This is a genomic window from Actinomycetospora chibensis, from assembly GCF_028737215.1.
Classification (GTDB): domain Bacteria; phylum Actinomycetota; class Actinomycetes; order Mycobacteriales; family Pseudonocardiaceae; genus Actinomycetospora; species Actinomycetospora chibensis.
This window is the reverse complement of sequence record NZ_JAQZAM010000003.1, coordinates 147,466-170,767: the sequence shown is the minus strand read 5'-3', so window position 1 is coordinate 170,767 and position 23,302 is coordinate 147,466. Positions and strand designations below refer to the sequence as shown.

The following is a 23,302-nucleotide window of genomic DNA, read 5'->3' as shown; positions in this document are numbered from 1 at the left end:
GGCCGCGATCGTCTCCGTCCTTCCCGTTCGCACGGCTCCGGGAGGTCGGGATGGTCACCGCGGGCGCCCCACCGGTGCGGGACGGTGCGGTGCGCGGCGGGCCGGCGTGGGTCCGGTTCCTCGTCGGGTTCGCGGTGCTCTGGACGGTGCTCGCGGGCGCCGCGCAGCTCGACCCGACGGCGGCGTGGGGCGTCGCGGTCCTCGCCGCGGTCCTGGTGGTCGGCGTCGTCGTCGAACGGGTGCTCCACGGCCCCGGGCACGCGCTGCGCCGCCTCGGGTTCGGGCGCCCGACGACCCGCGGCCTCTGGCTCGCCGCGGGCGTGTCCGCCGGGGTCCTGCTCGTCTACCCGCTCACCATCGCGCTGACCGGCGCCCCGATCGCGCTGCGTCCCGGGTGGCTGTGGCTGCTCGTCGGCGTCTTCGCCCTGCACGGCCTGGCGGAGGAGCTGGTCTGGCGGGGCTACGTCTTCCGCCGGCTGCGCGTCGGCCGCTCGTTCCCGGCGGCGGCCGCCCTGTCGATGCCCCTGATCGCCGTCACGCACGTCCCGATCGCCGTGGCGTCGGGCCCCGTGATCGGCCTCGGCGCCATGGCCGTCGCCGCCACCACCGCGGTGCCGCTGGCCTACCTGTTCGAGACCGGGCGCGGCACGCTCTGGGCACCCGCGATCGTCCACACCGCGATCGACTCGTTCAAGCTCGTGGTCATCCCGGTCGCGGCCCTCACGACCTTCTCGCTGCTGCTGGTGGCCGTCTCGCTCCTCGTGCCCCTGCTGGCGCTCGCCGTCCCCCGACGCGTGCTGGCTCGTTGACGTGCTCGCCACCTACGGCCTGATCGCCTCCGTCGTCGCCACCGCCCTGTGGTCGGGCCTGCTCCTGATGCTCACGACCGTCCTGCACCCGCTCTACGCCCGGCGGGACGCCGTGGGCTTCGCGCGGGACATGCACCGCTTCCTGCCGATCGCCCGGCGCTCACCCACCAACTACCTGCTCGTCGTCGCGATGATCGTCGCCCCGGTCGTGGCCCTCGTGGGACTGTGGCCGCCGCCGCCCGGGGTCCCGTTCGTCCTGACCGCCCTGGGCCTGGCCCTCATCGTCGCCGGCCCGCTGTTGACCTCCCGCTTCGGTGCGGAACCGAACTACGCGGTGATCCTCGCGTGGGACCCGGAGGCGCCGCCGTCGGACTGGCGCGAGGTCCGGGCGCGCTACCTGCGCCTGAACTGGATCCGCGGCGCGGCCACGTGGACGGCGCTGGCGCTGTTCGTCGTCGCGGCGCTGTGGCCTGCGGCCTCGTGAGCGCTTGTCCGGGCCAGGGCACGGACAAGCACTCACGAGAGCGGAGCTCAAAGCGCCGAGCGGTGCACTCCGAGCAGGTGGCGGTACGTCGCGGCGCTGGCGGCGATCATGGCGCGCTCGTCGTCGGTGACCTCGCGACGGATCTTGCCCGGCACGCCGGCGACGAGGGAGCCGGGCGGGATCACGACGCCCTGGGACACCACCGCACCCGCGGCGACGATCGAGCCGCGGCCGATCGTCGCGCCGTTGAGGATCACCGCGCCCATCCCGATCAGGCAGTCGTCCTCCACCGTGCAGCCGTGCACGACGGCGCGGTGCCCGACGGTCACGTTGTCGCCGATCGTCGCCGGGAACCCCGGGTCGGCGTGCACGACCGTGCCGTCCTGCACGCTCGTGCCGGCCCCCACGGTCACCGACTCCATGTCGGCGCGGACGACGGTGGTGTACCAGACGCCCGTGTCCGGCCCGAGGCGCACGCGGCCCGCGACGACCGCGCCGGGCGCGACCCACGCGGCCTCGTCGATCTCGGGGGTGTGGCCGTCGACGGTGATCAGCTGCACGCGCGGCAGCCTAGCTTCACGAGGCCGCGGCGCGGCCGGCCGTGACCTCGCCGACCGCGTCGTCGAAGCACGTCCTAGACGCCGGCCGAGGCGTTCGGGCCCGAGCTCGCCGTCGCCGCAGGCGGGGAGTTCCTGCTCGACTGATCTCGCAGACGGGCCCACCACCGCTCGGCGCCGGCGTCGGTGAGCACCGAGACCTGGTCGACGACGGCCCGCAGACGGCCGGCGTCGTCGTCGGCGCCCTCCCACGCGGGCACGAACGCGGGGTCGAGGGTGTGCGGGGCGCCCGCCAGCAGCCGTTCGACCAGCTCGGTGACGACGTCACGCTGCCGCGCCTGCACGGCGAGCCGGGCGGGATCGCGCATGACCCAGCGCAGCGCCGCGGCCTTGAGCACCGCCACCTCCGCGCGCAGCGGGGCCGGGACCACGAGGTCGGCGTCGTAGCCGGCGGGCACCACGTCGTCGCCGAGCTCGGACCGGGTGGCCTCGACGGTGCCGGTGACGAACCGCCCGACGAGCTCGCTGGTCAGCCGCTTGAGCGACGCGGTGGCCTCGAGCGAGCCGTCGTGCGCGCCGTGCGCCGCGGCGGCCCGCACGGACGGGAGCTCGGCGAGGGTGCCCGCGGCGTCCTCGAGGTCCCGGAGCGACGCGCTCGAGAAGGCCTCCGCGGCGAGGGCCGCGAGCTCGGCGCGCTCGGCCGGGCGCGCGAGCCAGCCGAGGACGATACGGCCGGCGAGGATGCCGTCCTCGAGGTCGTGGACGGAGTAGGCGACGTCGTCGGCCCAGTCCATGATCTGCGCCTCGACACACCTGCGGTCCGCCGGCGCCCCCTCGCGCACCCAGGTGAAGACCGGCAGGTCGTCGGCGTAGACGCCGAACTTGCGGAGGCCCGGGCGCCGGGGCCACGGGTACTTGAGGCATGCGTCGAGGACCCCGCGGGTGAGGTTCAGCCCGCGGCAGCGCTCGTCGTCGAGCATCTTGGGCTCGAGCCGCGTGAGGATGCGCAGCGTCTGCGCGTTGCCCTCGAAGCCGCCGGCGTCGGCGGTGATCGCGTGCAGGGCCCGCTCGCCGTTGTGGCCGAACGGGGGGTGGCCGATGTCGTGGGCGAGGCCCGCGGTGTCGACGACGTCGGGGTCGGCCCCCAGGTCCTCGGCCATCCCCCGCCCGATCTGGGCGACCTCCAGCGAGTGCGTCAGCCGGGTACGGGGCACGCCGGTGACCTCGGCGTCCTCGTCGGGACCGACGACCTGCGTCTTGCCGGCGAGACGGCGCAGCGCTGCCGAGTGCAGGACACGTCCCCGGTCGCGGGCGAAGGGCGAGCGACGGTCGCGGCCCGGCTTGGGCGCCTCGTCGAACAGGCGCGCGGCGCGGTGGGAGAAGGTGCTCATCCCAGCCCGGGGTCGGAGAAGTCCGACGAACCGTGCGTGAGGTGGTAGTAGATCAACGCTCCGGTCTCGCGGACGATGTAGCGGAGCTGGGTCTCGCGGGTCTGCACCACCGGGCCGCGCTTGGTCGGCGAGGTCGTGGCCTCCAGCCCGACATCGTCGGCCATGGTGCGCGACCGCAGCGAGTGCCACGGGTCGCTGACCAGCACCGCGGAGCGCCAGCCCCGTTCCTCGGCGACGGCGGCGACGGCCTCGAAGCTGCCGTAGGTGTCACTGCCCTCGTCGACGGGCATCAGCGCCTGACCCGGCACGCCGTTCTCGACGAGCCACTGCTCGCCGGCCTGGGCCTCGGTGAAGGCGTCGCCGGCGGCGGCCCCGCCCACGGTGACGATGCGGGGCGCGACACCCTGTTCGTAGAGCTCGAGGGCGTGCTGGAGCCGGGCCCGGAACACCGGCGAGGGCTCGCCGTCGTACTGCGCGGCCCCGAGGACGACGATCATGTCGACGGGCTCGCGCTCGTCGACCCGGCCCAGCTGCCACACCCGGAACGCCGTGCCGCCGACGAGCAGCAGCGCGACGACGAGGGCGCCGAGGACGATCCGGGGCGCCCAGGCGACGGCCTTGATCGCGGACCCGGACGGGGTGGGAGCGGGGCGGGGACCCGGCATGCGACTCACGCGCCGATCGGCCCCGCCGCCACGCCGAGCGCCGAGGGGTCGCGTCCGCTGCGGACGGCGAGCACCTCGCCGACGATCGACACCGCCGTCTCGGCCGGCGTGCGCGCGCCGAGGTCGAGCCCGACGGGGCCGTGGATGCGGGCGAGCCGCTCCTCCGTGACGCCGGCGGCGAGCAGGCGCTCGCGGCGGGCGGCCTGGGTGCGCCGCGAGCCGAGCGCGCCGAGGAACCCGCGACCCTCCAGGCCGGTGCGCAGGACGGCGTCGAACGCGGGGTCGTGGTCGAGCAGCACCAGCACGTCGGCGTCGGTGAACGCGGCGACCGCGGCGTCGGCCTCGGCGACGGTGTCGGCGCGGCCTGCGACCCAGCCGAGCAGTGCGGCCTGCGCGATCAGCGCGTCGGCGATCGCCCCGGGGCCGACGATCACCATCGTCGGCACCGGCACCCAGAGGTCGACGAGCACGTCGGCGCCCGCCTCGAGCGTCACACGCTCGGTGACCGTGGCGCCGCGCCGCAGCAGGTGCCGCACGCGGGACGCCGCCTCGGCGTCGACCGTGGCGAAGCCCAGCGAGCCCTCGACGTCGTCGAGGTCGCCGCCGGTGATCGCGAGCGACGCCGAGCCGTCGGCGCGCGTCACGAGCGCCGCCGGCACCCCGGCCGCGAAGGCCTGCGCGAGCGCGCGGGCCGGGGCGGCGTCCAGGGGGTGACCGAGCAGCGTCGCGCCGCCGGCGCAGGCGAGGCCGGCGGCCACGGCGTCGTCCTCGGCGACGTGCGCCTCGATCACCGACGGAGCACGCCGGGCGTCACGGACGAGGGCCGCGGCGCGGTCGTCGAGCGCCCCGCGCAGCAGCACCCCGCCGAGCGTCCCGTCGGCGCCCGCGACCAGCAGCTGGCCGGGTTCGACGGTGCCGAACCCGTGCCGGTCGAGCACGCGCACCACGGCCCGGGCCTCGTCGCCGCGGGCGAGGACGTCGGCTACCTCGCTCAGGTCGCTCACGCCTCCCAGGGTAGGCGAGCGTGCCTCAGCAGCCGATGAGGCGGGCGGCGAGGTAGGACTCCAGCTGGTCGAGGGCCACGCGCTCCTGGGTCATGGCGTCCCGGTGGCGGACGGTGGCGGCCTGGTCCTGCAGCGAGTCGAAGTCGACGGTGACGCAGAACGGGGTGCCGATCTCGTCCTGGCGCCGGTAGCGACGGCCGATGGCGCCGGCGTCGTCGAACTCGACGTTCCAGTGCTTGCGCAGGGTGGTCGCGAGATCGCGGGCGACGGGCGAGAGGTCGGCGTTGCGGCTCAGCGGCAGCACCGCGGCCTTGACCGGGGCGAGGCGCGGGTCGAGGCGCAGCACCGTGCGCTTGTCGACGCCGCCCTTGGCGTTCGGCGCCTCGTCCTCGGTGTAGGCCTCGAGCAGGAACGCCATCATCGGGCGCCCGACACCGGCGGCCGGCTCGATGACGTAGGGCTTGTAGCGCGAGTCGGTGGCCTGGTCGTAGTAGCTCAGGTCGACGCCGCTGTGGTTCGAGTGGGTCGTCAGGTCGAAGTCGGTGCGGTTGGCGACGCCCTCGAGCTCGCCCCACTCCTGGCCGGCGTTGAACTGGAACTTGTACTCCACGTCCACCGTGCGCTTGGAGTAGTGCGAGAGCTTCTCCTTGGGGTGCTCGTAGTGCCGCAGGTTCTCCGGCGCGATGCCCAGGTCGGTGTACCAGCGGGTGCGCTCGTCGATCCAGTACTGGTGCCACTGCTCGTCGGAGCCCGGCTCGACGAAGAACTCCATCTCCATCTGCTCGAACTCGCGCGTGCGGAAGATGAAGTTGCCGGGCGTGATCTCGTTGCGGAAGCTCTTGCCGATCTGGCCGATGCCGAAGGGCGGCTTCTTGCGCGCCGCGGACATGACGTTGGCGAAGTTGACGAAGATGCCCTGGGCGGTCTCGGGGCGCAGGTAGTGCAGCCCCTCCTCGGACTCCACCGGGCCCAGGTAGGTCTTGAGCATCATGTTGAACTCGCGCGGCGCGGTGTACTGCCCGCGCACGCCGCAGTTCGGGCAGGGCACGGTCGACAGGTCGTAGCCGACCTTGCCCTCGGCGTCGACCGACTCCAGCGACGGGCCGCCGGTGCGCTCGCTGAAGTCCTCGGCGAGCTGGTCGGCGCGGAAACGGCGGTGGCAGTTCGTGCACTCGACGAGCGGGTCGGTGAACACGTCGACGTGCCCGGAGGCGACCCACACCTGGCGCGGGAGGATCACGCTGGAGTCCAGGCCCACGACGTCCTCGCGGCCTGTGACCATCGTCTTCCACCACTGGCGCTTGATGTTGTCCTTGAGCTCCACGCCGAGCGGGCCGTAGTCCCAGGCCGAGCGCGTTCCGCCGTAGATCTCCCCGGACGGGAAGACGAAACCGCGGCGCTTGCAGAGGTTGACCACGGTCTCGATGCGGGCGCTGCCGGTGGGGGTGGGCACGGTGGTACTCCGGGATCGCTGGGTGAAGGGATCGCTGGGTGAAGCGGGTGCACCCAGCGTAGCGAGCGCCCCGCCCTGCTCCGTGGCGCGGCTCGTGCGCCGCGTCAGCGGTCGGTGAGCAGGCTCGGGTGCTCGGTGACGCCGTCGGCGTCGGCGACGAGGGCGCGTTCGTGGGCGGCGGGCTCGTCGGTCAGCGCCTCGGAGAGCAGCGGCACCACGTGCTCGCGCACGTCGAACGGCTGCAGCGCGCGACGGTAGGCGGTGACCGTCGTGAAGCGGGCGACGAGCACCCAGTGACCCGGTTCCTCGACCGCGCGGCCCAGGTCGACGCCCTCGCACCCCGGCTGCGCCGCGAGCAGGGCGACGGCGCGCCGGGCACGCGCGAGGAACGCCTCGCGCTCCGCCTCCGCGGGCACGAAGCGACAGACCAGCAGCATCGCGGACCCTCCTCGCTTCCCCCACGGTCGAGACGGCATCGACAACGAGTGCCATTATCGGGAGTGACACACCGACGAGCAGCATCGGGAGGCACCCGTGAGCGACGGGAGGACACCCCGCCCGGGCCGCGTCCGGACGCCGTTCGCCCGGCGCGGGCCCATGGTCCCCGGCGAGGGCCCGCTGGCGCGCGTACCCCCGGTGGTCGTGTTCCTGAGCGTGGTCGTGGTGTTCACCGCGGCCGTGATCCTCGGCGGCGTCGTCGGGGCGCTCCTGCTCGGGCTGCTCGCGCTCGGGGTGGCCGGGCTGCTGGCCGCGACGTGGCCGCGACTGACGCCGGGTGCGCGGGCCGTGCGCGTGCTGGTGCTCGTGGTGCTCGTGGCCATCGCCGTGGGCCTGGTGTTCCGGTGACCGCCGCCGGCCCGTCCGCGGTGGGACTGCACGACGACCACGTCGTGGAGCCGCCGTCCGAGGCACCCGATCCCCCCGGCTCCGACGCGCTCGTCGCCGCCGGCGACCTCCTGCGCGCCCTGGCCGCCCCGGTCCGCATCGCGATCGTGCTGCAGCTGCGCACCTCGCCGCGCTGCGTCCACGAGCTGGTCGACGCTCTCGCCGTGACCCAGCCGCTGATCAGCCAGCACCTGCGGGTGCTCAAGGCCGCCGGCGTGGTGCGCGGCGACCGCCGGGGGCGCGAGGTGGTCTACCGCCTCGTCGACGACCACCTCGCCCACATCGTCATCGACGCCGTCGCGCACGTGGAGGAGGAGTCGTGACGACCTCGAGCTCGCGCACGCCCTCGGTGCCCGGCCTGCGGGCCACCCGCCAGCGCGCGGCCGTCGCCGGGCTCCTCGACGAGCTCGCCGACTTCCGCTCCGCCCAGGAGATCCACGAGGAGCTGCGCCGCCGCGGCGAGGGCATCGGGCTGACCACGGTGTACCGCACGCTGCAGGCCCTCGCCGACGCCGACGAGATCGACGTCCTGCGCACGGGCACCGGCGAGGCGTCCTACCGGCGCTGCTCCGAGCACCATCACCACCACCTCGTGTGCCGCGTCTGCGGCAAGACCGTCGAGGTCGAGGGCCCGGCCGTCGAGCACTGGGCCGACCGCGTCGCGACCCTGCACGGCTTCGCCGAGATCTCCCACACCGTGGAGATCCTCGGCGTCTGCGCGGGCTGCCGCGCGACGGGCTGACCGGGCCGGCCACGAGCAGCGAGGGCGTCCCTCGCTGCCTCCCACGCAGCCAGGGCGTCCCTCGCTCCTCCACCGGACCCGCGCGCGGGCTGACCCCGGACACGACGGGAGCCGGGCCCCCGCGAGGGGACCCGGCTCCGTCTGCCGTGGTGCGCGCCTACTCCCGGTCGGCGCTGGGCCGGCCCGCGGTCTCGGCCCGGGACCCCGGCCCGGTGTCGACGATCTCGGTACCGCTCGGGTCGTCGTCCTTGGGCACGGAGCGGGCCCGGGCCCGCGCCTCCTCCGGGTCCGAGGGCACCGCCGGGGTCTCCCCCGTCGAGAACGGGTCCTGCACGCCGTAGACCTCGGCGTACGTCGGCCCGGTGGTCTCGCCGGTGGCCCGCTGCCGGGCCCTCGTCGTCGGGTAGGCCTTCACGTTCAGGTAGAAGTCCTCGCCGTGCTTGTCGGTGCCGTGGTCGATCGCCTGCTCCATGACCTCGAGGCCCTTGCGCTCGCGCAGGATCACGGGGTCGTGGTTGAGGTCGCGCATGAACGCGATGCAGAGGAACACCATGATCACGACGAACGGGGCCGCGACCAGGATGGTGAGGCTCTGCAGGCCGGACAGGGCGTCCTCGCCGCCGACCAGCAGCATGATGATCGCGACGGCGCCCATCACGGAGCCCCAGAAGATCACGACCCACTTGGACGGCTCGTCCGTCCCGCGCTGCGAGAGCGTGCCCGTGACGATCGACGCGGCGTCCGCGCCGGACACGAAGAAGATCGCCACGAGGATCATGACGAGCAGCCCGGTGAAGGTCGCCCACGGGTAGGCCTGGAGCACCGCGAACAGCTGGGTCTCGGTGTCCGCCGCCGCGGGGTCGAGGCCCGCCTGCTGCTGGGTGATCGCGGTGCCGCCGAAGATCGAGAACCAGACGAGGCTCACGAGGCTGGGCACGAGGATCACGCCGCCGACGAACTGGCGGATCGTGCGGCCCCGGCTGATCTTGGCCAGGAACATGCCGACGAAGGGCGTCCAGGAGATCCACCAGGCCCAGTAGAAGACCGTCCAGCTGCTCAGCCAGTCGAGCATCGCGGCGCCGCCGGTGGCCTCGGTACGCCCGACCATCTCCGCGAAGTCGCCGAAGTAGGCGCCGACCGCGGTGGGCAGGAGGTCGAGGATGATCACCGTCGGGCCGACGACGAACACGAACAGCGCCAGGATGCCGGCGAGCACCATGTTGATGTTCGACAGCCACTGGATGCCCTTGGCCACGCCGGACACGGCCGACAGCACGAAGGCCGCGGTGAGCACGATGATCAGCGGGACCAGGACCTCGTTGCCGGCGCCGGGCAGGAAGCCGGTCGCGTCGAGGCCGCCGCCGATCTGCAGGGCGCCGAGGCCCAGGGACGCCGCCGAGCCGAAGATCGTCGCGAAGATCGCGATGATGTCGATGACCCGGCCGACGACCCCGTTGGCCGCCTTCTCACCGATGAGCGGGATGAACGCGGAGCTGATGAGCTGGCGACGGCCCTTGCGGAACGTCGAGTACGCGATCGCGAGGCCGACCACGGCGTAGATCGCCCAGGGGTGCAGCGTCCAGTGGAACAGCGACGTCGCCATCGCCGTGTTCAGGGCGCCGACCTGGTCCCCCGGCACCACCGAGCCGGGCGGGGGCTCCGTGAAGAACGACAGCGGCTCGGCCACGCCGTAGAACATCAGTCCGATGCCCATGCCGGCGCTGAACATCATCGCGATCCAGGAGACGGTCCTGAACTCGGGCTGCTCGTCGTCGCGCCCCAGCCGGATCCGGCCGAAGCGGCTGAAGGCCAGCCACAGCGCGAACACCACGAAGCCGGTGGCCGCGAGGATGAAGCCCCAGCCACCGCCGCGGATGACGCCGCTGAGCATGGCGCTCGAGGCGGCGCTCAGGCTCTCGGTGCCGATGACCCCCCAGGCGACGAAGATGACCGCGAGCCCCGCACCGACGCCGAACACGACCCAGTCGGTGCCGTGCTTGCGGTCGGCCGCGGATTCGGCCGGGACGTCTCCGGGGGCGGCCCCGGGATCACCGGCCGGGGGGCCCGGCGGTGATGAGAGATCCTGTGTCATCGCGAGTCGCGCCTCCCCGTCGGGCTCCCGACGAGAGGCGCCCCTCCTCTCCGGATGGACGGCAGATGCGGAGTCTACGGGTCATTCGGACGGGTTCGTCCCGCTTTCGGACGTTCACGAACCCCGCGCGTCGTTTCGGGTCAGTATTCGTACACCGGATCAGGCGTCGCAATAGGCCACCACGTCGTGACCGACAGTGTCGGCACATGGCCGTCGGCCGCCGTCCCCGTCCCGCCGACGATCCGACCCCGGATCGTGATCCAGCGATCGCCCTCCGCACCGCCCGGTGTGACGCCGCTGAGCCGCCCGGTGGGGTCGGCGAGGTGCAGACGGACCGCCGAGGCGTCGGCCGCGCAGCACGAGATCACCAGGCGCGCGAGGTCGAGGCCGGTGGCGCCGGCGGGCGGGGTCGCGGCGGACGGAGCGACGAAGCCCGCCACCGTGATGTCGCGCTCGGTGACCGGCCCGTGAGGGTTCGCCGCGGTCCGCGAGACGACGTCGAGCAGGCCGAGCGCGGGCGCCTCCCCCGGCGGCAGCGGGTCGTCGGCGGGCGTGACGACCGCCGGGGCCGCGCGCGCTCCGAACCCGGCGAGCGCCCCCGACCCCAGCGCCGGGGGCACGACCAGCAGCAGCGCGAGGACCGGGAGCACCAGCAGCCAGGCGGCGGGACCGGCACGCCCGTGGGAGAGGTCGTGCCCGTGGTCGCCCGACGGAGGCGGGCCTCGCAGGTCGCGCACCAGCGCCACGAGGGCCACCGTGACGAGGACGACACCGGCGACGAGCACGGGCGTCGCCGACCAGGACCGCACGTAGCGCAGGTACGAGCCGTCGAGCACGATCTTGATCAGCACGCCGCCGACGAGGACGAGCAGGACGTGCTGGGTGTCGCGCGTCATCCCGTCGCCCCCTGGCCCCCGAACACCAGCAGGCCCGCCAGCACGGCGCAGGACACGGCCACGACGACGGTCAGGGGCGCGAAGCGCAGCGCGAACGCGCGCCCGAAGGTGCCCGCCTGCAGCGCGATCAGCTTGACGTCGACCGCCGGCCCGACCACCAGGAACACCAGGCGCGGCAGCAGCGGCAGCGCGGAGAGCGACGCCGCGACGAAGGCGTCGGCCTCGCTGCACAGGGCGAGCAGCACCGCGAGCAGCGCCATCACGGCGACGGCGAGGACGACGTGCCCGGCGAGGCCGTCGACCCAGGAGCGGGGCACGAGCACCGTGAACGCCGCCGCCGCGAGACCGCCGAGCACGAGGAACCCGCCGGCGTCGACGACGTCGTGGCGCACGGTCTCGGAGAACACGGCCCACCGCGGCGTGCCGTCGTCCGGCGGCGGGCGACGCGCCCGGGCGGCGATCCAGCCCGGGCGCCCGACCCGCGTCCAGATCCACCCGACACCCACGGCCGTGGCGGCGGACCCGAGCAGCCGGGCGCCGACCATCTCGGGGTGGTCGGGGAACGCGACGGCGGTGGCCACCAGCACCACGGGGTTGATCGCCGGGGCCGCGAGCAGGAACGCCAGTGCCGCTGCCTCGGGCACACCCTGGCCGATGAGCCGTCGGGCCACCGGCACCGACGCGCACTCGCACCCGGGAAGGACCAGCCCCGCGGCGCCGGCGACCGGTACCGCGAGCGCCGGGCGCGCGGGCAGGACCCGGCGGAGCACGGCCGGCGACACCCACGCCGCGAGCGCCCCGGACAGGAGCGTCCCGAGCACGAGGAACGGCAGCGCCTGGACGCAGATCGCGACGAACACGGTGGCCCCGGTGCGCACGGTGGAGGCGTCGAGCAGGCCGACGAGCGGGCCCTGCAGGAGCGTCGCCAGCAGCAGCGTCGCGCAGAGCGCCACGAGAGACGCGGTCCCACGGGACGTCGTCGTGGCCGGGCCGGGAGCGCTCACGGACGGCGATGCTGCCAGCCGGCACCGGACCCGACCGCACCCCGCCGAGCGGCCTGTGGACGGCCGGGGTGGGTGTGGACGGTCGCGGTCCCCGCCGGGACCGGCACGGGACCGTTCAGCGGATCAGGTCTCCGCCAGCAGGTCGTCCCGCACCCGCTCCGCCGTGGACACGACGAGCATGAGCAGCGTCCCGAGGGGGCCCGCCGCGAGGCCCTCCGCGGGGAACGCGTAGCGCAGCGTCACGTCCCACCCGCGGTCGGTCGCGACGGCGCCGAGGGTCCCGAACAACCCCTGACCCGCGCGTTCGGCGACCCGGCGCGGGGTGTCGGCGTCCTCGAGATCCCAGGCGACCACGCAGGTCAGGCTCAGGACGGCGAGGCCCTCGACGAGCTCGACCCCCTGCACCGCGCACGGCACGGTGCCGGACCGGAACGACAGGGCGCCGTCGTCGTCGACGTGCACCTCGACGAACTGCTCCAGCGACTCCCGCGCGGTGATGAGCAGGCCGGCGGTGGTCGCCGCCTCGCGGCTCACGACGTCCCGTTCGTGTCGGTGCGGTCGAGGGCGCCGCCGTAGCGGCGGTCGCGGCCGGCGTAGATCTCGCACGCCTCCCACAGGTGCCGGCGGTCGAAGTCCGGGAACAGCGTGTCCAGGAAGACCATCTCGGCGTACGCCGACTGCCAGAGCAGGAAGTTCGAGGTGCGCTGCTCCCCCGAGCTGCGCAGGAACAGGTCGACGTCGGGCATGTCCGGCTCGTCGAGGTGCCGGGCGAGGGCCTTCTCGTCGATCCTTTCGGGGTCGATCTCGCCGCGCGCGGCCCGCCGGGCGAGCTCCTTCGCGGCGCCGACGATCTCCTGGCGCCCGCCGTAGTTGACGCACATCGTCAGGGTGACGACGTCGTTGTCGCGGGTCAGCTCCTCGGCGATCTCGAGCTCCTTGACGACGCTGCGCCACAGCCGCGGCCGCTGGCCCGACCAGCGCACCCGCACCCCCATGGCGTGCATCTCGTCGCGCCGCCGGCGGATCACGTCGCGGTTGAACCCGAGCAGGAAGCGCACCTCGTCCGGGCTGCGCCGCCAGTTCTCGGTGCTGAACGCGTAGGCGGAGATCCACTTGACGCCGATGTCGATGCACCCGCGGACGACGTCGAGCAGCTGCGCCTCGCCGTGGCGGTGGCCCTCGATCCGTGGCAGGCCCCGCTGGTTGGCCCACCGGCCGTTGCCGTCCATGACGAGCGCGACGTGGTTCGGCACCAGCTCGGCCGGGATGTCGGGCGGGGTGGCGCCGCTCGGGTGCGGCGTCGGCGCCATCACCGTCGGGTCGTCGCGTCCGCGCAGCGCGCGGCCGGTCGAGCGTCCGCGCTCGGGGCGCAGGCGGGGGCTCACAGGGTCACTCCCGGTTCGTCTCGGAGGGCCGGCTCGTCGTCGTGCGCACCCTCCACCGTCGCCGGGATGCCCCCGGCCAGGTCGACGCGGGGGATGCCCCCGCGGCGGTCGACGAGCGGGAGGGAGCGCAGGGTCCGCTCGAGGTGCCACTGCAGGTGGGCGGCGACGAGGCCCGCGGAGTCGCGGCGGGCGGCGGGGTCAGTGCCCTCCGCGGTGCCCCAGTCGCCGTCGCGCAGCGCCTCGAGCAGCCGCCACGTCTCCTCGGACGGGACGACGGCGCCGGACGGGCGGCAGCCCTCGCACACCGCGCCGCCCGCGGGCACCGAGAAGCGCCGGTGGTACGGCTCGCCCTCGATCCCGCAACGGGCGCATTCGGTGATCGCGGGCGCCCAGCCGGCGATGACCATCGCGCGCAGGAGGAAGGCGTCGAGCACGAGGTAGGGGTCGCGGACGCCGCCGGCGAGCCCGCGCAGACCCCCGACGAGCAGCAGGAACAGCTCGCGGGCGGGCTCGCCCTCCTCGGACGCGAGCCGGTCGGCGGTCTCGAGCAGCGCGCACCCCGCCGTGTAGCGCGGGTAGTCGCCGGTGAGCCCCCCGCCGAAGGCGTCGAGGGTCTGCACCTGGGTGACGATGTCGAGGCTGCGGCCGGTGTGCAGCTGGAGGTCCACGTGACCGAACGGCTCGAGCCGGGCGCCGAACCGCGAGCTGGTGCGCCGCACGCCCTTCGCGACCGCGCGGACCTTGCCGTGACGGTGGGTCAGGAGCGTGACGATCCGGTCGGCCTCGCCGAGCTTCTGCAGCCGCAGCACCACGCCGGTGTCGCGATAGAAGCCCACGCGGTCATCGTCGCACGGGGTGGTTCGCGATCACGTCCTGTAGGAGGCTCCGGGGGATGAGCGGAACGATCGCGCGGCAGGTCGTCGAGGCCCTGGCCGATCCGTCGTCGACGCCACCGGAGGGCCTGTTCGCCCCCGGGGCGGTCACCTGGCACTCGTTCGACGAGGTCGAGGCCCCGACGGTGCCGGACACCTTCGCGTCGCTGGTCGCGATCCGGGCGGTGGTCCCCGACTTCACGATGACCGAGCTGCGTACCGGCGACGGCTACGCGCAGTACGTCGTCACGGGGACGCTGCCCGACGGGTCGACGCTACGGGCGCCGGCGGCGCTGGTCGTCCACGTCGACGGCGGGATGGTCACGAGGATCGAGGAGTACGTCGACACCGGCCAGCTCGCGCCGCTGTTCGCACTGCTGGCGTGACCGTGGGGCTTTTCTGATGATCAACGTCAGCATGCCCCCCGGGCTGGCACCGCCCTAGAAGCCCAGGCGGCGGAGCTGGCGGGGGTCGCGCTGCCAGTCCTTCGCGACCTTGACGAACAGGTCGAGGTGCACCTTCTCGCCCAGCAGCGCCTCGATCTGGCGCCGGGCCTCGGTCCCGACGTGCTTGAGTCGCGAGCCGCCCTTGCCGATCACGATCGACTTCTGGCTGTCGCGCTCCACGAAGATCTCGGCGCGGACGGTGAGGACCTTGCCGGGGGTCATCTCCTCGACGACCACGGCCAGCGAGTGTGGGAGCTCGTCGCGCACGCCCTCGAGCGCGGCCTCGCGGACGAACTCGGCGATCATCGTCGTCTCGGGCTCGTCGGAGAGGTCGCCGTCGGGGTAGAGCGGCGGGCCGGGCGGCATCTGCGCGAGCAGCAGGTCGGTGAGCAGGTCGATCCGCACGTTCCCGGCGGCCGAGACGGGGACGATCTCGGCGAACTCCGCCAGCTCCTGCAGGGCGAGCAGGCGCTCGGCGATCACCTCGGGCTTCACGAGGTCGGTCTTGGTGAGCACGCCGAGGACCGGGGTGCGGCCCGCGATCTCGCGCAGCTCGCCGGCGATGAACTTGTCGCCGGGCCCGATCGTCTGGTCGGCCGGGACGCAGAAGCCGATGGCGTCGACCTCGGCCCACGTGGTGCGTACGACGTCGTTGAGGCGCTCCCCCAGCAGCGTGCGCGGGCGGTGCAGGCCGGGGGTGTCGACCAGGATCAGCTGGCCGTCCTCCCGGTGCACGATCCCCCGGATCGCGTGCCGCGTGGTCTGCGGGCGCGACGACGTGATCGCGACCTTCGACCCCACCAGCGCGTTCGTCAGCGTCGACTTGCCGACGTTGGGCCGGCCGACGAAACAGGCGAACCCGGACCTGAACTCAGGCTGCGTCAACAGACTTCCCCTCGAGCCGCGCGACGATCTCGCGCCCGATGGGCAGCGCCGCGGTCGCCGCCGGCGAGGGGGCATTGAGCACGTGCAGGACAGCCGGCCCCTCGCCCGTTCCGGAGTCCGTGTCCCCGTCCTGCACGAACAGGAAGTCGTCGACCAGCGACCCGTCGGGCCGAACGGCCTGCGCGCGCACCCCGGCGCGGCGGGCGACGTCGTGCGGGGGCCGCAGGTCGTCGGCGGTGACGCCGGGCAGCATCCGGGCGACCGCGGCGGCCATCGCGCTCCTGGACAGCGAGCGGTGCATCTCCCCCAGTCCGTAGCGCCACTGCTTCCCGGCGAGCTTCACGAACCCGGGGTCGACCAGCGTCCCGGCGAGCTCGCGCACCCGCAGCGTCCGCCAGTCGTAGCCCTCGCGGGCCAGGGCGAGCACGGCGTTCGGGCCCACGTGGACCGACCCGTCGACCCCGCGCGTGGCGTGCACACCGAGGAACGGGAAGGCCGGATCGGGCACGGGGTAGACGAGCCCACGGACCTGGTCGGCCAGCGGCCCGACGAGGTCGGAGTACTCGCCGCGGAACGGCACGATGCGCACGCCGGGGTCGAAGCCCGAGGCGCGCGCGATCTCGTCGGAGCGCAGGCCCGCGCACACCACGACCTGGCCGGCGAGCAGGTCGCCGCGGTCGGTGTGGACGACGGCGTCGCGGCGCCGCCGGGTCACCGACGTCACCGCCCGCCCCGTGTGCACGGTGGCACCGCGGTCGACGGCGAGGCGCGCGAGCGTGCAGGTGATCGCGCCGTAGTCGCAGATGCCGGTGGACGGCACCCAGAGCCCGGCGAGCGCGGCGACGGCGGGCTCGCGCTCGCGGACCCCGGCCTCGTCGAGCTCGGTGACCTCGACGCCGTTCGCGCGCCCGCGGCGCACGAGCTCGGCCATCCGCGGCAGCTCCGCGGAGTCGGTGGCGACGACGACCTTGCCGCACTCCGACCAGGGCAGATCGTGCTCGGCGCAGAACGCCTTCGTCTCCGCGCAGCCCGCGACCGCGAGGCGCGCCTTGAGCGACCCGGGCGCGTAGTACAGCCCAGAGTGGATCACGTTGGAGTTCCGGCCGGTCTGGTGCGTCCCGGGGGTGTCCTCGCGCTCGACCAGCGCGACCGACATGTGCCCGGCCGCGAGCAGCTCGTGCAGCACCGCGAACCCGACGATCCCGCCGCCCACGACGACGACGTCGTGACGCGGACTCCCCGTCACCGGGAGGGTCGTCGGCCCGGTCACGCGGAGCCCTCCACGCGGTGGACCGCCGACGCGTCCGGGCCCGCGACCAGCACCGTCGCCCCGGCCGTGACGTCGGCGACGGCGGCGAGCCCCGGGTCGTCGAAGCCGTTCCCGAGGTCCGCGACGCCGACCACCGCGGCGGCCTCGAGCCCCGGCGCCCCGGCGGCGACGGCGGCCGCGACCGCGGCCTGCAGCGCGGTCAGCGACAGCGAGGGCAGCGCGACGGTGCAGGCGGCGTAGGTGCGGCCGTCGAGGTCGCGCACCGCGGCGCCGTGGGCCGCGCCGGTGCGCGCGCGGGCGGAGCGCGCCAGCGTGACGATCTTGGCGTCCTCGGCGTCGAGCGCGTCGGGGGCGACGGGCTCGGTGAGGGTCGCAGCGGCGTCAGCCACGGTCGTCCTTTCCGTCGCGGGCGCCGGTCTGGGCCAGGTCGCCCGGGGTGGGGTCAGCGGTGTCGGGGCGTTCCGCGTCGTCCCCATCGTCGCCGTCCCGGTGGGCACCGTTCGTGGCGGCTTCGTCGGCGGGACGCGCCGGGGCGTCGTCGGTGGGCACCGGCTCCTCGTCCGGCGCGGGACGCCAGACGAGCAGGCTGCGGATCCGCATCCGGCCGCGGGCGTCCTCGCCACCCTCGGCGCGCAGGCGCAGGCCGGCGATCTCGGCCTCGGCGCCGGGCAGCGGGACGCGGCCCAGGCGCTGGGCGAGCAGGCCACCGACGGTGTCGACGTCCTCGACGTCGAACTCGACGCCGCAGGCCTCCTCGAGGTCCTCGACGGGCAGGCGCGCCGCGACCCGCCACGTCGAGGAGTCGAGGTGCTCCAGCGGGCGGTGCTCGGCGGAGTCGTACTCGTCGGTGATCTCCCCGACGATCTCCTCGATCAGGTCCTCGATGGTCACCAGGCCTGCGGTGCCGCCGTACTCGTCGACGACGAGCGCCATGTGGTTGCGGTCGCGCTGCATGTCGCGCAGCAGGGCGTCGGCGCGCTTGGAGTCGGGGACGAAGTTCGCGGGGCGCATGACCTCGCCGACCGAGCCGGCCCCCGCGCCCCCGCCGCGGGGGGTCTCCCCGTGGTCGACGGTGCGCCGCACCAGGTCCTTGAGGTAGACCACGCCGACGGTGTCGTCGACGTTCTCCCCGATGACGGGGATGCGGGAGTACCCGCTGCGCAGCGCCAGCGCCAGCGCCTGCCGCACGCTCTTCTCGCGCTCGATCCACACCATCTCGGTGCGGGGCACCATCACCTCGCGTACGCGGGTGTCCCCGAGGTCGAACACCGACTGGATCATCGCCCGCTCGCCGTCGTCGACGAGCCCGCCGGCCTCGGCCATGTCGACCATCTCGCGGAGCTCGACCTCGGAGGAGAACGGCCCCTCGCGGAAGCCGCGCCCGGGCGTGATCGCGTTGCCGAGGAGGATCAGCAGCGTCGCCAGCGGGCCGAGCAGGCGCGCGAGCATCCGCACGGGCCCGGCGACGGCGAGCGCGAGCCCGTAGGGGTGCTGACGGCCCAGGGTGCGCGGCCCGACGCCGATCAGCACGTAGGACACGAGCACCACGATCAGGGCCGCGACCAGCAGCGCGAGCCCGTCGGGCCCGATCAGCTGCAGCGAGACGAACGCCCCGAGCACCGCGGCGGTCGCCTCACAGGCCACGCGCAGCAGCAGGAGCAGGTTGAGGTGGCGCGGACGGTCGGCGACGATCGCGGCCAGCGCCTTCGAGCCCGTCGCCCCCTCGCGGACCAGGGCGTCGACCCGGGCGCGGGACACCGTCGACAGGGCCGCGTCGGCCGCCGCGAACACCCCGGCCAGGGGCACCAGCAGGATCGCCGCGACGAGCTGGCCGACCAGCGACCCCGTCACCGCGACGCGCCGCCGGCGGCGGCGTCGTCCCCGAGGCCCACGGTGCCCAGCAGACGGTCGTCCGCGGCCCGCTCACGGGCGGAGCGCGCCGCGGCCGCACGCTGGGTGCGCCAGTCGGCGAGCAGCTCGGCCTGCAGGCCGAACATCGTGCGCTCCTCGTCGGGCTCGGCGTGGTCGTAGCCGAGCAGGTGGAGCACGCCGTGGACGGTGAGCAGGTGCAGCTCGTCGTCGAGGCCGTGGCCGGCCGTGGCGGCCTGGTCGGCGGCGAACGCCGGGCAGAGCACGATGTCGCCGAGCAACGCCGGGCCCGACGAGGGCGCGTCGGGACGGCGCGCCGAGTCGTACTCGTCCATCGGGAACGACATGACGTCGGTGGGCCCGGGCTCGTCGAGCCACCGCTCGTGCAGCTCGGCCATCGGCTCGAGCTCGATCAGCATGATCGAGAGCTCGGCGAGCGGGCTCACGCCCATGCGGTCGAGGGCGTAGCGGGCGACCTCGACGATCGGGCCCTCGGCCACGGCCACGCCGGACTCGTTAGCGATCTCGATGCTCATGTCGGTCCCGTCGTGCTCGGGTGCGGTCATCGTCCCCGGCGCTCGCGGTTGCGCGGGCCCACCGGCGGCCCGGTGCGCGGGGCGCTCGAGACGGCCTGGGGGCGCCGCTGCTCCTGGGCCTCGTCGTAGCGGCCGTAGGCGTCGATGATGTCCGCGACCAGGCGGTGGCGCACGACGTCCTGGCTGGTCAGCTCGGCGAACTCGACGTCGTCGACGCCGTCGAGGATCTCGCGGACGATGCGCAGCCCGGACGCCGAGCCACCCGGGAGGTCGACCTGGGTGACGTCGCCGGTGACGACCATCTTCGAGTTGAAGCCCAGCCGCGTCAGGAACATCTTCATCTGCTCGGGCGTGGTGTTCTGCGCCTCGTCGAGGATGATGAACGCGTCGTTCAGCGACCGGCCGCGCATGTAGGCCAGGGGCGCGATCTCGATCGTGCCGGCCGCCATCAGCTTGGGCACCGACTCCGCGTCGAGCATGTCGTGCAGCGCGTCGTAGAGCGGGCGCAGGTACGGGTCGATCTTCTCCGACAGCGTGCCGGGCAGGAACCCGAGCCGCTCACCGGCCTCGACGGCCGGGCGGGTCAGGATGATCCGGTTGACCTGCTTGGCCTGCAGCGCCTGCACGGCCTTGGCCATCGCCAGGTAGGTCTTGCCCGTGCCGGCGGGGCCGATGCCGAAGACGATGGTGTTGACGTCGATCGCGTCGACGTAGCGCTTCTGGTTCAGCGTCTTGGGCCGGACGGTGCGCCCGCGGCGGGAGACGATGTCGAGGCTGAGGACCTCGGCCGGCGACGGGCCGGTGTCGCCGCCGTCGTCGCTGTCGTCCTGCAGCATGCGCACCGAGCGGCGTACGGCATCGGGGTCGATCTGCTGGCCGCGGCTGGCCAGGACGACCAGCTCGGCGAACACCCGCTCGGCGAACGCCACGTCGGCCGGCTCGCCGCTGAGGGTGAGCTCGTTGCCGCGGACGTGGACGTCGGCGGCCAGCAGGCTCTCGGCCTCGCGCAGGTTCTCGTCGCGCTTGCCCAGCAGCGCCAGCAGCGCCGCCTCGGGCACCACGATCCGGGAGGTTCCGTCACCGGTCACGTGCTGAACAGTCCCGCTTCCTCGCCGTCGTCCGTACCCCGTCATCGTACCGCCCGGGCCCCGGGCTCCGGACCGCCGCTCACAGCAGGCTCTCGACCTCCGCGCGCACGGCGGTCCACGCCGGCTGCGCGGGGTCGATCACGGCGAAGTGGTCGGCGCCGGGCACCACCCGCAGGCGGGCGTCGCCCCGGGCCGCGGTCGCGGCGGCGACGTACCGCTGCGACTGGTCCAGCGGCACGGTCGTGTCCGCGTCGCCGTGCACGCAGACCACCGGGCCCGCGGCCGGCACGAGCGCCGCGGGCGAGGCGAGCGCGTAGCGGTCGGCCACCGTCGCGGGCGTGCCCCCGAGCAGGTCGACCACCGCGCCACCGCCCAGGCCCTGGTCAGCGCCGGCGACGAGGTCGAGCACCCCGGCCTGGGCGACCGTGCCGACCGGCCGGACGCGGGGTGCGGCCGCCACCGAGCCGTCGCGCAGCCGGTCGCGGCTCGCGGCCCACGTGGCCAGGTGCCCGCCCGCGGAGTGCCCGAGGAACACGACCCGGTCGAGGTCCAGGCGGCCCACCGCCGCCTCCTGGACCGCCTGGGGCAGCAGGTCGATCGCGGCGGCGACGTCGGTGAACGTCGCTGGCCAGCCCCCGCCGGATCCGACTCTGCGGTACTCGATGTTCCAGGCCGCGATCCCGCGGTTGGTGAGGTCGACCGCGAGCGGGGTGCCGAGCTCGAGCCCGTACGCCGCCCGCCAGTAGCCGCCGTGCACGACGACGACGACGGGCAGGGACTTGCCGTCACCGGGCGGGAGGTGCAGCACCCCGTACTGGGCGGGGTCGGTGCCGTAGGTCAGCCGGCCGGGCGTCGGGGTGCCGGGCTGGGTGGCGGGGATCTGCACGCCGCCGCCGGGCGTCGGGACGGTCGAGCACGCCGCCGGGCCGAGCGCCGCGCCGAGACCCCCGAGCCCGAGCCCACCGAGCAGGGTCCGTCGCGGCATGCTCACCCCCACCGCGCCGTCCGGGCACCCAGGGCACCGAGCGCGACCGCGGCCGCGGTGGAGGTGCGCACCACGTCCGGGCCCATCCGCACCTCGCGGGCCCCGGCGCCGGCGAGGACCGCGCGCTCGTCGTCGGTCACCCCGCCCTCGGGGCCGACGACGAGCACCAGCTCGCCCTCGCCCGGGAGCGGGACGCCGGCCAGCGTCTCGGCCGCGGTGGCCTCGAGGACGAGCATCGCCGCGCCGCGGTCGGCCAGCTGGCGGGTCGTCACGGGGGCGGCCACCTCGGGCACGCGCGCCCGCCGGGCCTGCTTGGCAGCCTCGCGAGCGGTCGTGCGCCAGCGCGCGAGGGCCTTCTCCCCGCGCGGGCCCTCGTCCCAGCGGGCGACGCTGCGCTCGGCGCGCCAGGGCAGCACCGCGTCGACCCCGGCCTCGGTGGCCGTCTCGACCGCGAGCTCCCCGCGGTCGCCCTTGACCAGCGCCTGGGCGAGGACGACGCGCAGGGCCGGCTCCTCGTCGTGGCGCCGCTCGAGCACCGTCGCGGTCACCCGGCCCTTGGCGACGTCGACGACCTCGGCGCGCGCCCGCGTGCCGGCGCCGTCGCCGAGCAGCACGACCTCGCCGGGGCGCGCTCGGCGGACGTCCGCGGCGTGCCGCCCCTCCGGCCCGTCGAGGACGACCTCGCCCCCGGCCGGCACGTCGTCGACCCAGAACAGCGCCGGGCGGGTCCAGGCGGCCGCCGTCTGCGCCTGGGGGCCACGCTGACGTCCAAGGTCAGGGAATCCCCCCGCTCGATCGGCCGGGCTCACCGAGCGCGGCCACCCGACCGCCGCCGGCCGAAGAGGCCGTTGCGGTGCGCGGCGAGGTCGGGGCGCTCCTCACCGCGGAGCTCGGCGAGCTCGCGGAGCAGCTCGGTCTGGCGGGCGTCGAGCCGGTCGGGGACCTGGACGTCCAGGTGCACGAGCAGGTCGCCCCGCCCGTCGGTACGCCCGGTGGACCGCAGGCGCGGCATCCCCTTGCCGCGCAGCGTCATCGTCGTGTTCGCCTGCGTGCCGGGCTCGATCGAGATCTCCTCGTCGCCCTCGAGGGTGCGCTGCGGGAGCGTGGTGCCCAGCGCCGCCGCAGTCATCGGCAGGCTGACGTGGCAGTGCAGGTCGACGCCGTCGCGGGTGAAGTACTCGTGGCGCTCCTCGGAGACCTCGATGTAAAGGTCGCCCGCCGGCCCGCCGCCGGGGCCGACCTCGCCCTGGCTGGCCATCCGGATGCGCATGCCGTCGCCCACGCCGGCCGGCACCTGCACGGTGACCGTCCGCCGCGACCGCACGCGCCCGTCGCCACCACACTGGTTGCAGGGGCTCGGGATGATCTCGCCGGTGCCGCGGCAGACCGGGCAGGCCCGCGCCGTGACGACCTGGCCGATGAACGAGCGCTGCACGTTCTGGATCTCGCCACGGCCGTCGCAGGTGTCGCAGGTCTCGGTGTGCGTGCCCGGCTCGGCGCCGCCGCCATGGCACTTCTCGCAGAGCACGGCGGTGTCGACGGTGAGGTCGCGTGCGACGCCCGTCGCGCACTCCTCGAGCGTGAGGTCGATGCGGATCAGCGCGTCCTCGCCGGGCTGGACCCGGCTGCGCGGGCCGCGGCCACCTGTCGCGCCCGCCGCGCCGAAGAACGCGTCCATGATGTCGCCGAGCCCGCCGAAGCCGGCCGAGGAGAAACCGCCGCCACCGCCGCCACCACCGCGCGCGGTCTCGAGCGGGTCCCCGCCGAGGTCGACGATCCGCCGCTTCTGCGGGTCGGTGAGGACCTCGTAGGCGCTCTTGACGTCGTGGAACTTCGCCTGGGTCTCGTCGTCCGGATTGACGTCGGGGTGCAGTTCCCGGACGAGCTTGCGGTACGCCCGCTTGATCTCGCCGTCGTCAGCGTCCCGGGACACGCCCAGGATTCCGTAGTAGTCCTTCGCCACGCTGGTCCTCGTCCGTCCTGT

General features: G+C 74.6%; 27 protein-coding genes. 6 read left to right on the top strand and 21 right to left on the bottom strand.

The genetic code is table 11. The features are described from left to right. The first annotated feature begins 50 nt into the window (after positions 1 to 50). Together PH189_RS05450 and PH189_RS05445 are read left to right on the top strand one after the other, a co-directional pair. Complete coding sequence (locus PH189_RS05450) at positions 51 to 809, top strand: CPBP family intramembrane glutamic endopeptidase (protein WP_274187741.1); 759 nt, start codon at positions 51 to 53, stop codon at positions 807 to 809. A gap of 1 nt (position 810) precedes the next feature. After that, the gene (locus PH189_RS05445; RefSeq protein ID WP_274187740.1) at positions 811 to 1,293 is read left to right on the top strand and encodes a hypothetical protein; all 483 of its coding nucleotides are present in this window, start codon (positions 811 to 813) and stop codon (positions 1,291 to 1,293) included. 47 nt (positions 1,294 to 1,340) lie between these two features. Here PH189_RS05445 and PH189_RS05440 read toward each other — a convergent pair whose 3' ends face one another. The 6 genes from PH189_RS05440 to PH189_RS05415 form a co-directional block, all read right to left on the bottom strand. Continuing rightward, positions 1,341 to 1,853 (bottom strand): gamma carbonic anhydrase family protein, encoded by a 513-nt coding sequence (locus tag PH189_RS05440; RefSeq protein WP_274187739.1) that lies wholly within the window; start codon positions 1,851 to 1,853, stop codon positions 1,341 to 1,343. Positions 1,854 to 1,927: 74 nt separating this feature from the next. Beyond that, positions 1,928 to 3,241 carry a deoxyguanosinetriphosphate triphosphohydrolase gene (locus PH189_RS05435; RefSeq protein WP_274187738.1) on the bottom strand — a complete coding sequence of 438 codons (1,314 nt, stop codon included), beginning with the start codon at positions 3,239 to 3,241 and terminating at the stop codon, positions 1,928 to 1,930. Next, positions 3,238 to 3,906, bottom strand: a complete 669-nt coding sequence (locus tag PH189_RS05430) for a YdcF family protein (RefSeq protein ID WP_274187737.1) — start codon at positions 3,904 to 3,906, stop codon at positions 3,238 to 3,240. The genes PH189_RS05435 and PH189_RS05430 overlap by 4 nt, the downstream gene beginning before the upstream one ends. Before the next feature lie 5 nt (positions 3,907 to 3,911). Then, positions 3,912 to 4,910 carry an XdhC family protein gene (locus PH189_RS05425; protein ID WP_274187736.1) on the bottom strand — a complete coding sequence of 333 codons (999 nt, stop codon included), beginning with the start codon at positions 4,908 to 4,910 and terminating at the stop codon, positions 3,912 to 3,914. A gap of 25 nt (positions 4,911 to 4,935) precedes the next feature. Next, positions 4,936 to 6,363 (bottom strand): glycine--tRNA ligase, encoded by a 1,428-nt coding sequence (locus PH189_RS05420; RefSeq protein WP_274187735.1) that lies wholly within the window; start codon positions 6,361 to 6,363, stop codon positions 4,936 to 4,938. A gap of 104 nt (positions 6,364 to 6,467) precedes the next feature. Beyond that, the gene (locus PH189_RS05415; protein ID WP_274187734.1) at positions 6,468 to 6,800 is read right to left on the bottom strand and encodes an antibiotic biosynthesis monooxygenase; all 333 of its coding nucleotides are present in this window, start codon (positions 6,798 to 6,800) and stop codon (positions 6,468 to 6,470) included. A 97-nt stretch (positions 6,801 to 6,897) separates the two neighbouring features. On the opposite strand from PH189_RS05415, the gene PH189_RS05410 reads away from it, so the two are divergent. The 3 genes from PH189_RS05410 to PH189_RS05400 are packed head-to-tail and all read left to right on the top strand — an operon-like array spanning position 6,898 to position 7,990. Further along, complete coding sequence (locus PH189_RS05410) at positions 6,898 to 7,209, top strand: DUF6703 family protein (RefSeq protein WP_274187733.1); 312 nt, start codon at positions 6,898 to 6,900, stop codon at positions 7,207 to 7,209. Beyond that, entirely contained in the window at positions 7,206 to 7,571 is a 366-nt protein-coding gene (locus PH189_RS05405) for an ArsR/SmtB family transcription factor (RefSeq protein ID WP_425550182.1), read from the top strand. The genes PH189_RS05410 and PH189_RS05405 overlap by 4 nt, the downstream gene beginning before the upstream one ends. Further along, entirely contained in the window at positions 7,568 to 7,990 is a 423-nt protein-coding gene (locus tag PH189_RS05400; RefSeq protein ID WP_274187732.1) for a Fur family transcriptional regulator, read from the top strand. Before PH189_RS05405 ends, PH189_RS05400 begins: the two co-directional genes overlap by 4 nt. Positions 7,991 to 8,147: 157 nt before the next feature. Here PH189_RS05400 and PH189_RS05395 read toward each other — a convergent pair whose 3' ends face one another. The 6 genes from PH189_RS05395 to recO all read right to left on the bottom strand — a co-directional run bounded on the left by PH189_RS05395 (position 8,148) and on the right by recO (position 14,203). Further along, positions 8,148 to 10,082, bottom strand: a complete 1,935-nt coding sequence (locus tag PH189_RS05395) for a BCCT family transporter (protein WP_274187731.1) — start codon at positions 10,080 to 10,082, stop codon at positions 8,148 to 8,150. Between the two features lie 140 nt (positions 10,083 to 10,222). Then, on the bottom strand, positions 10,223 to 10,978 hold the full coding sequence (locus tag PH189_RS05390; RefSeq protein ID WP_274187730.1) for a TIGR03943 family putative permease subunit: 756 nt from the start codon (positions 10,976 to 10,978) through the stop codon (positions 10,223 to 10,225). Further along, on the bottom strand, positions 10,975 to 11,982 hold the full coding sequence (locus PH189_RS05385; RefSeq protein ID WP_274187729.1) for a permease: 1,008 nt from the start codon (positions 11,980 to 11,982) through the stop codon (positions 10,975 to 10,977). The genes PH189_RS05390 and PH189_RS05385 overlap by 4 nt, the downstream gene beginning before the upstream one ends. Positions 11,983 to 12,105: 123 nt before the next feature. Beyond that, positions 12,106 to 12,516 (bottom strand): hypothetical protein, encoded by a 411-nt coding sequence (locus tag PH189_RS05380; protein ID WP_274187728.1) that lies wholly within the window; start codon positions 12,514 to 12,516, stop codon positions 12,106 to 12,108. Further along, positions 12,513 to 13,292 (bottom strand): isoprenyl transferase, encoded by a 780-nt coding sequence (locus PH189_RS05375; protein WP_274188007.1) that lies wholly within the window; start codon positions 13,290 to 13,292, stop codon positions 12,513 to 12,515. The genes PH189_RS05380 and PH189_RS05375 overlap by 4 nt, the downstream gene beginning before the upstream one ends. Positions 13,293 to 13,363: 71 nt before the next feature. Beyond that, the gene (gene recO, locus PH189_RS05370; protein WP_274187727.1) at positions 13,364 to 14,203 is read right to left on the bottom strand and encodes a DNA repair protein RecO; all 840 of its coding nucleotides are present in this window, start codon (positions 14,201 to 14,203) and stop codon (positions 13,364 to 13,366) included. Positions 14,204 to 14,259: 56 nt separating this feature from the next. On the opposite strand from recO, the gene PH189_RS05365 reads away from it, so the two are divergent. Beyond that, positions 14,260 to 14,625 (top strand): nuclear transport factor 2-like protein, encoded by a 366-nt coding sequence (locus PH189_RS05365; protein ID WP_274187726.1) that lies wholly within the window; start codon positions 14,260 to 14,262, stop codon positions 14,623 to 14,625. Between the two features lie 54 nt (positions 14,626 to 14,679). Here the strand turns inward: PH189_RS05365 and era are convergent, their stop codons facing one another. From era to dnaJ, 9 genes are all read right to left on the bottom strand, one after another. Continuing rightward, positions 14,680 to 15,570, bottom strand: a complete 891-nt coding sequence (gene era / locus PH189_RS05360) for a GTPase Era (RefSeq protein ID WP_274187725.1) — start codon at positions 15,568 to 15,570, stop codon at positions 14,680 to 14,682. Beyond that, positions 15,557 to 16,840, bottom strand: coding sequence for an L-2-hydroxyglutarate oxidase (gene lhgO, locus PH189_RS05355; protein WP_274187724.1), 1,284 nt, complete (start codon positions 16,838 to 16,840; stop codon positions 15,557 to 15,559). Before lhgO ends, era begins: the two co-directional genes overlap by 14 nt. Then, positions 16,837 to 17,229: a cytidine deaminase gene (locus PH189_RS05350; protein WP_274187723.1), complete on the bottom strand. Its 393-nt coding sequence runs from the start codon at positions 17,227 to 17,229 to the stop codon at positions 16,837 to 16,839. Before PH189_RS05350 ends, lhgO begins: the two co-directional genes overlap by 4 nt. After that, positions 17,222 to 18,691 carry a hemolysin family protein gene (locus PH189_RS05345; RefSeq protein ID WP_274187722.1) on the bottom strand — a complete coding sequence of 490 codons (1,470 nt, stop codon included), beginning with the start codon at positions 18,689 to 18,691 and terminating at the stop codon, positions 17,222 to 17,224. Before PH189_RS05345 ends, PH189_RS05350 begins: the two co-directional genes overlap by 8 nt. Then, positions 18,688 to 19,245, bottom strand: a complete 558-nt coding sequence (gene ybeY, locus PH189_RS05340; RefSeq protein WP_274188006.1) for an rRNA maturation RNase YbeY — start codon at positions 19,243 to 19,245, stop codon at positions 18,688 to 18,690. The genes PH189_RS05345 and ybeY overlap by 4 nt, the downstream gene beginning before the upstream one ends. 26 nt (positions 19,246 to 19,271) lie before the next feature. After that, positions 19,272 to 20,378, bottom strand: coding sequence for a PhoH family protein (locus PH189_RS05335; protein ID WP_378014918.1), 1,107 nt, complete (start codon positions 20,376 to 20,378; stop codon positions 19,272 to 19,274). Between the two features lie 34 nt (positions 20,379 to 20,412). Beyond that, positions 20,413 to 21,318 (bottom strand): alpha/beta hydrolase family protein, encoded by a 906-nt coding sequence (locus PH189_RS05330; protein ID WP_274187720.1) that lies wholly within the window; start codon positions 21,316 to 21,318, stop codon positions 20,413 to 20,415. A gap of 2 nt (positions 21,319 to 21,320) precedes the next feature. Further along, entirely contained in the window at positions 21,321 to 22,034 is a 714-nt protein-coding gene (locus PH189_RS05325; protein ID WP_378014922.1) for a 16S rRNA (uracil(1498)-N(3))-methyltransferase, read from the bottom strand. Positions 22,035 to 22,123: 89 nt separating this feature from the next. Next, positions 22,124 to 23,281 (bottom strand): molecular chaperone DnaJ, encoded by a 1,158-nt coding sequence (gene dnaJ / locus PH189_RS05320; RefSeq protein ID WP_274187718.1) that lies wholly within the window; start codon positions 23,279 to 23,281, stop codon positions 22,124 to 22,126. Positions 23,282 to 23,302 lie beyond the last annotated feature (21 nt).